Source organism: Agromyces sp. NPDC052230 (genome assembly GCF_040679595.1).
Classification (GTDB): domain Bacteria; phylum Actinomycetota; class Actinomycetes; order Actinomycetales; family Microbacteriaceae; genus Agromyces.
Map to the genome: position 1 here is coordinate 1 of NZ_JBFAVC010000018.1, position 5659 is coordinate 5659.

At 56.6% G+C, this 5659-nt stretch carries 3 rRNA genes; all 3 read right to left on the bottom strand.

The annotated features are described in order from the left end of the window. Nucleotide 1 precedes the first annotated feature (1 nt). The 3 genes from rrf to AB0K73_RS20785 all read right to left on the bottom strand — a co-directional run bounded on the left by rrf (nt 2) and on the right by AB0K73_RS20785 (nt 5477). Nucleotides 2-118 (bottom strand): 5S ribosomal RNA (gene rrf / locus AB0K73_RS20775). 224 nt (nt 119-342) lie between these two features. Next, a 23S ribosomal RNA gene (locus AB0K73_RS20780) occupies nt 343-3449 on the bottom strand. Nucleotides 3450-3946: 497 nt separating this feature from the next. Further along, nucleotides 3947-5477: ribosomal RNA gene (locus AB0K73_RS20785) — 16S ribosomal RNA — on the bottom strand. Together the 16S, 23S and 5S rRNA genes form the textbook arrangement of a ribosomal RNA operon. Nucleotides 5478-5659 lie beyond the last annotated feature (182 nt).

The following is a 5659-nucleotide window of genomic DNA, read 5'->3' on the forward strand; positions in this document are numbered from 1 at the left end:
TGTCCGGCGGTGTCCTACTCTCCCACAGGGTCGCCCCTGCAGTACCATCGGCGCTGCGAGTCTTAGCTTCCGGGTTCGGAATGTGTCCGGGCGTTTCCCTCGCGCTATGGCCGCCGAAACCCTGGTACCAGCACCATCCCAGCGGGTGGGTGGTGTGGTGGTCTCGGTACCCCCGGGTTGTTCCCTTGGACCGTCCCGGTTGGGGTGGTTTGGGGTGGGGGTGTTGCGTTGTTGTGTTGTTGTGTTGTGTTGGGGTTTCCGTCTGTTGGGAACCACAGAGTGGACGCGAGCAATCCTTGTTGGCCACGCACCACAGCCTTTGCAAACGTGGTGTGTGTAGTGATTGTCAAGTTATCGGCGTATTAGTACCGGTCAGCTGCGACAGTCGTTAGTCCTGTCTTCCACATCCGGCCTATCAACCCAGTCGTCTGGCTGGGAGCCTCTCCCCCAAATGGGGATGGAAATCTCATCTCGAGGCCGGCTTCCCGCTTAGATGCTTTCAGCGGTTATCCATCCCGAACGTAGCTAACCAGCGGTGCTCCTGGCGGAACAACTGGCACACCAGAGGTTCGTCCAACCCGGTCCTCTCGTACTAGGGTCAGATCCTCTCAAATTTCCTACGCGCGCAGCGGATAGGGACCGAACTGTCTCACGACGTTCTAAACCCAGCTCGCGTACCGCTTTAATGGGCGAACAGCCCAACCCTTGGGACCTACTCCAGCCCCAGGATGCGACGAGCCGACATCGAGGTGCCAAACCATGCCGTCGATATGGACTCTTGGGCAAGATCAGCCTGTTATCCCCGAGGTACCTTTTATCCGTTGAGCGACAGCGCTTCCACAAGCCACTGCCGGATCACTAGTCCCGACTTTCGTCCCTGCTCGACCTGTCAGTCTCACAGTCAAGCTCCCTTGTGCACTTACACTCGCCACCTGATTGCCAACCAGGTTGAGGGAACCTTTGGGCGCCTCCGTTACTCTTTGGGAGGCAACCGCCCCAGTTAAACTACCCACCAGGCACTGTCCCTGAACCGGATCACGGTTCGAAGTTAGATATCCAGAGTGACCAGAGTGGTATTTCAACAATGACTCCACGAACACTGGCGTGCCCGCTTCAAAGTCTCCCACCTATCCTACACAAGCCACACCGAACACCAATACCAAGCTGTAGTAAAGGTCACGGGGTCTTTCCGTCCTGCTGCGCGTAACGAGCATCTTTACTCGTAATGCAATTTCGCCGAGTTCGCGGTTGAGACAGCTGGGAAGTCGTTACGCCATTCGTGCAGGTCGGAACTTACCCGACAAGGAATTTCGCTACCTTAGGATGGTTATAGTTACCACCGCCGTTTACTGGGGCTTAAATTCTCAGCTTCGCCTTGCGGCTAACCGGTCCTCTTAACCTTCCAGCACCGGGCAGGCGTCAGTCCGTATACATCGTCTTGCGACTTGGCACGGACCTGTGTTTTTAGTAAACAGTCGCTTCCCACTGGTCTCTGCGGCCACTCCACGCTTCCCCCAGCAAGTGGGTTCACGCTTCGGGCCCCCCTTCTCCCGAAGTTACGGGGGCATTTTGCCGAGTTCCTTAACCACGATTCTCTCGATCTCCTTGGTATTCTCTACCTGACCACCTGAGTCGGTTTGGGGTACGGGCGGCTTGAACCTCGCGTCGATGCTTTTCTCGGCAGCATAGGATCACCAACTTTTCATCCGCATCGCGTCTCAGCCGTGGTGAGCGACGGATTTGCCTATCGCTCGGCCTACACGCTTGCCCCGGGTCAACCATCGCCCGGGTTCGGCTACCTTCCTGCGTCACACCTGTTAATACGCTCACTCCACCAGATGGGGTCGCATGCCGCCCCGCGACGTTCCCCGAAGGGTCGGTCACGGCTTGGGATGCTTAGCACTCCTGGTTTCGTGTGGGCGGTTCTTCGCCGGTACGGGAATATCAACCCGTTGTCCATCGACTACGCCTGTCGGCCTCGCCTTAGGTCCCGACTTACCCAGGGCAGATTAGCTTGACCCTGGAACCCTTGGTCTTCCGGAGGACGGGTTTCTCACCCGTCTTTCGCTACTCATGCCTGCATTCTCACTCGTGTGGCGTCCACGGCTGGTTCACACCGCCGCTTCACTCGCCACACGACGCTCTCCTACCCATCACCACGACTGGACCACGAAGGCCTATCGAATGCGGTAATGCCACGACTTCGGTGGCGTGCTTGAGCCCCGTTACATTGTCGGCGCGGAATCACTTGACCAGTGAGCTATTACGCACTCTTTCAAGGGTGGCTGCTTCTAAGCCAACCTCCTGGTTGTCTGTGCAACTCCACATCCTTTCCCACTTAGCACGCGCTTAGGGACCTTAGTCGGTGGTCTGGGTTGTTTCCCTCTCGACGATGAAGCTTATCCCCCACCGTCTCACTGCTGCGCTCTCACTTACCGGCATTCGGAGTTTGGCTGACGTCAGTAACCTTTTAGGGCCCATCGGCCATCCAGTAGCTCTACCTCCGGCAAGAAACACGCAACGCTGCACCTAAATGCATTTCGGAGAGAACCAGCTATCACGAAGTTTGATTGGCCTTTCACCCCTATCCACAGCTCATCCCCTCCATTTTCAACTGAAGTGGGTTCGGTCCTCCACGACGTCTTACCGTCGCTTCAACCTGGCCATGGATAGATCACTTCGCTTCGGGTCTAGGACCTGCGACTGAATCGCCCTATTCAGACTCGCTTTCGCTACGGCTGCCCCACACGGGTTAACCTCGCCACAGATCACTAACTCGCAGGCTCATTCTTCAAAAGGCACGCCGTCACCCCTACTAAGGAGGCTCCGACGGTTTGTAAGCAAACGGTTTCAGGTACTATTTCACTCCCCTCCCGGGGTACTTTTCACCTTTCCCTCACGGTACTTGTCCGCTATCGGTCATCTGGGAGTATTTAGGCTTATCAGGTGGTCCTGACAGATTCACACGGGATTTCTCGGGCCCCGTGCTACTTGGGATCCCTCTCCGGCCGGCCAGGCATTTCGACTACGGGACTCACACCCACTCCGGTCCGGCTTTCAATCCGGTTCGTCTATACCTGACGCGTCACCGTGGTCGACCGGCAGATCGACCCGAAAGGTCCCACAACCCCGACCATGCAACCCCTGCCGGGTATCACACATGACCGGTTTAGCCTGTTCCGCTTTCGCTCGCCACTACTCACGGAATCACGGTTGTTTTCTCTTCCTGTGGGTACTGAGATGTTTCACTTCCCCACGTTCCCTCTACCCGCCCTATATATTCAGGCGGGAGTCACCAGGTCACCCTAAGGGCCCAGCGGGGTTTCCCCATTCGGAAATCCTCGGATCACAGCTCGTTTATCAGCTCCCCGAGGCTTATCGCAGATTACGACGTCCTTCTTCGGCTCCAGATGCCAAGGCATCCACCGTTTGCTCTTAGAAACTTGAAAATCACATGAGTTCGAATCGCACACCCACACCCGAAGGCATGGATGAGAAATTGACCAGTGAACACCAAACAGGGCACCCCGAAAAGGGCACCCGACCTGGCGTATCACCTATTGTGATCAACACCCCAACGCTCCGAAGAACACCAGGGCATCAATCTAAGATGCTCGCGTCCACTATGTAGTTCTCAACAGACGGCCAGAACCCCCACACCCGCCGGCAAACCTGCCAGCCTCGGTGAAGGCCTGAAGAGTCCAAACCCACCCCGGCCATCACAGCCAAGGAATGCGCCCGGTCCCTCAGGACCCAACAGCGTGCACGTACCAACCCCCTCGACCCGACCCGTTCCAACCACCCCCAAAAGGAAGCGGCGTACTGGGACCCAGACGACTCAGCTGATACCTATGTCAATGTTCCACCCATGAGCAACCAGCGAGCCACACAGGACCCGATCTGGTCTGCACTGCGAAACCCCGAAAGGCTCCGAGTTGCTCCTTAGAAAGGAGGTGATCCAGCCGCACCTTCCGGTACGGCTACCTTGTTACGACTTAGTCCTAATCACCGATCCCACCTTCGACAGCTCCCTCCTTGCGGTTAGGCCACTGGCTTCGGGTGTTACCGACTTTCATGACTTGACGGGCGGTGTGTACAAGGCCCGGGAACGTATTCACCGCAGCGTTGCTGATCTGCGATTACTAGCGACTCCGACTTCATGAGGTCGAGTTGCAGACCTCAATCCGAACTGAGACCGGCTTTTTGGGATTCGCTCCGCCTTACGACATCGCAGCCCTTTGTACCGGCCATTGTAGCATGCGTGAAGCCCAAGACATAAGGGGCATGATGATTTGACGTCATCCCCACCTTCCTCCGAGTTGACCCCGGCAGTCTCACATGAGTTCCCACCATGACGTGCTGGCAACATGCGACGAGGGTTGCGCTCGTTGCGGGACTTAACCCAACATCTCACGACACGAGCTGACGACAACCATGCACCACCTGTAACCGAGTGTCCAAAGAGTTCCACATTTCTGCGGCGTTCTCGGTTATGTCAAGCCTTGGTAAGGTTCTTCGCGTTGCATCGAATTAATCCGCATGCTCCGCCGCTTGTGCGGGCCCCCGTCAATTCCTTTGAGTTTTAGCCTTGCGGCCGTACTCCCCAGGCGGGGCGCTTAATGCGTTAGCTACGACACGGAAACCGTGGAAAGGTCCCCACATCTAGCGCCCAACGTTTACGGCGTGGACTACCAGGGTATCTAATCCTGTTCGCTCCCCACGCTTTCGCTCCTCAGCGTCAGTTACGGCCCAGAGAACTGCCTTCGCCATCGGTGTTCCTCCTGATATCTGCGCATTCCACCGCTACACCAGGAATTCCATTCTCCCCTACCGCACTCCAGTCTGCCCGTACCCACTGCAGGCCCGAGGTTGAGCCTCGGGATTTCACAGCAGACGCGACAAACCGCCTACGAGCTCTTTACGCCCAATAATTCCGGACAACGCTCGGACCCTACGTATTACCGCGGCTGCTGGCACGTAGTTAGCCGGTCCTTTTTCTGCAAGTACCGTCAAAAAGCTTGCGCTTCCCTTCTTCCTTACTAAAAGCGGTTTACAACCCGAAGGCCGTCATCCCGCACGCGGCGTTGCTGCATCAGGCTTGCGCCCATTGTGCAATATTCCCCACTGCTGCCTCCCGTAGGAGTCTGGGCCGTGTCTCAGTCCCAGTGTGGCCGGTCACCCTCTCAGGCCGGCTACCCGTCGACGCCTTGGTGAGCCATTACCTCACCAACAAGCTGATAGGCCGCGAGTCCATCCCAAACCGAAAAAACTTTCCACCCCGAATCATGCGATCCAAGGTCCTATCCGGTATTAGCTCCGATTTCTCGGGGTTATCCCAGAGTCCAGGGCAGGTTACTCACGTGTTACTCACCCGTTCGCCACTAATCCCCGGTGCAAGCACCGGATCATCGTTCGACTTGCATGTGTTAAGCACGCCGCCAGCGTTCGTCCTGAGCCAGGATCAAACTCTCCAAAAAAACTGGTTCAACCAACCCCGAAAGGCCGGTCAAGAGTTCAACCTCTGACTGAGAAACAATCAATACTGACTGTCCATCAATCCAAAGGAAACCCGTCCCCCCACCCCAAAAGGCAGAAGAACACGGGGTTCAAAAATTGGCATTGAACATAGTGCACGCTGTTGAGTTCTCAAGAAACGGAC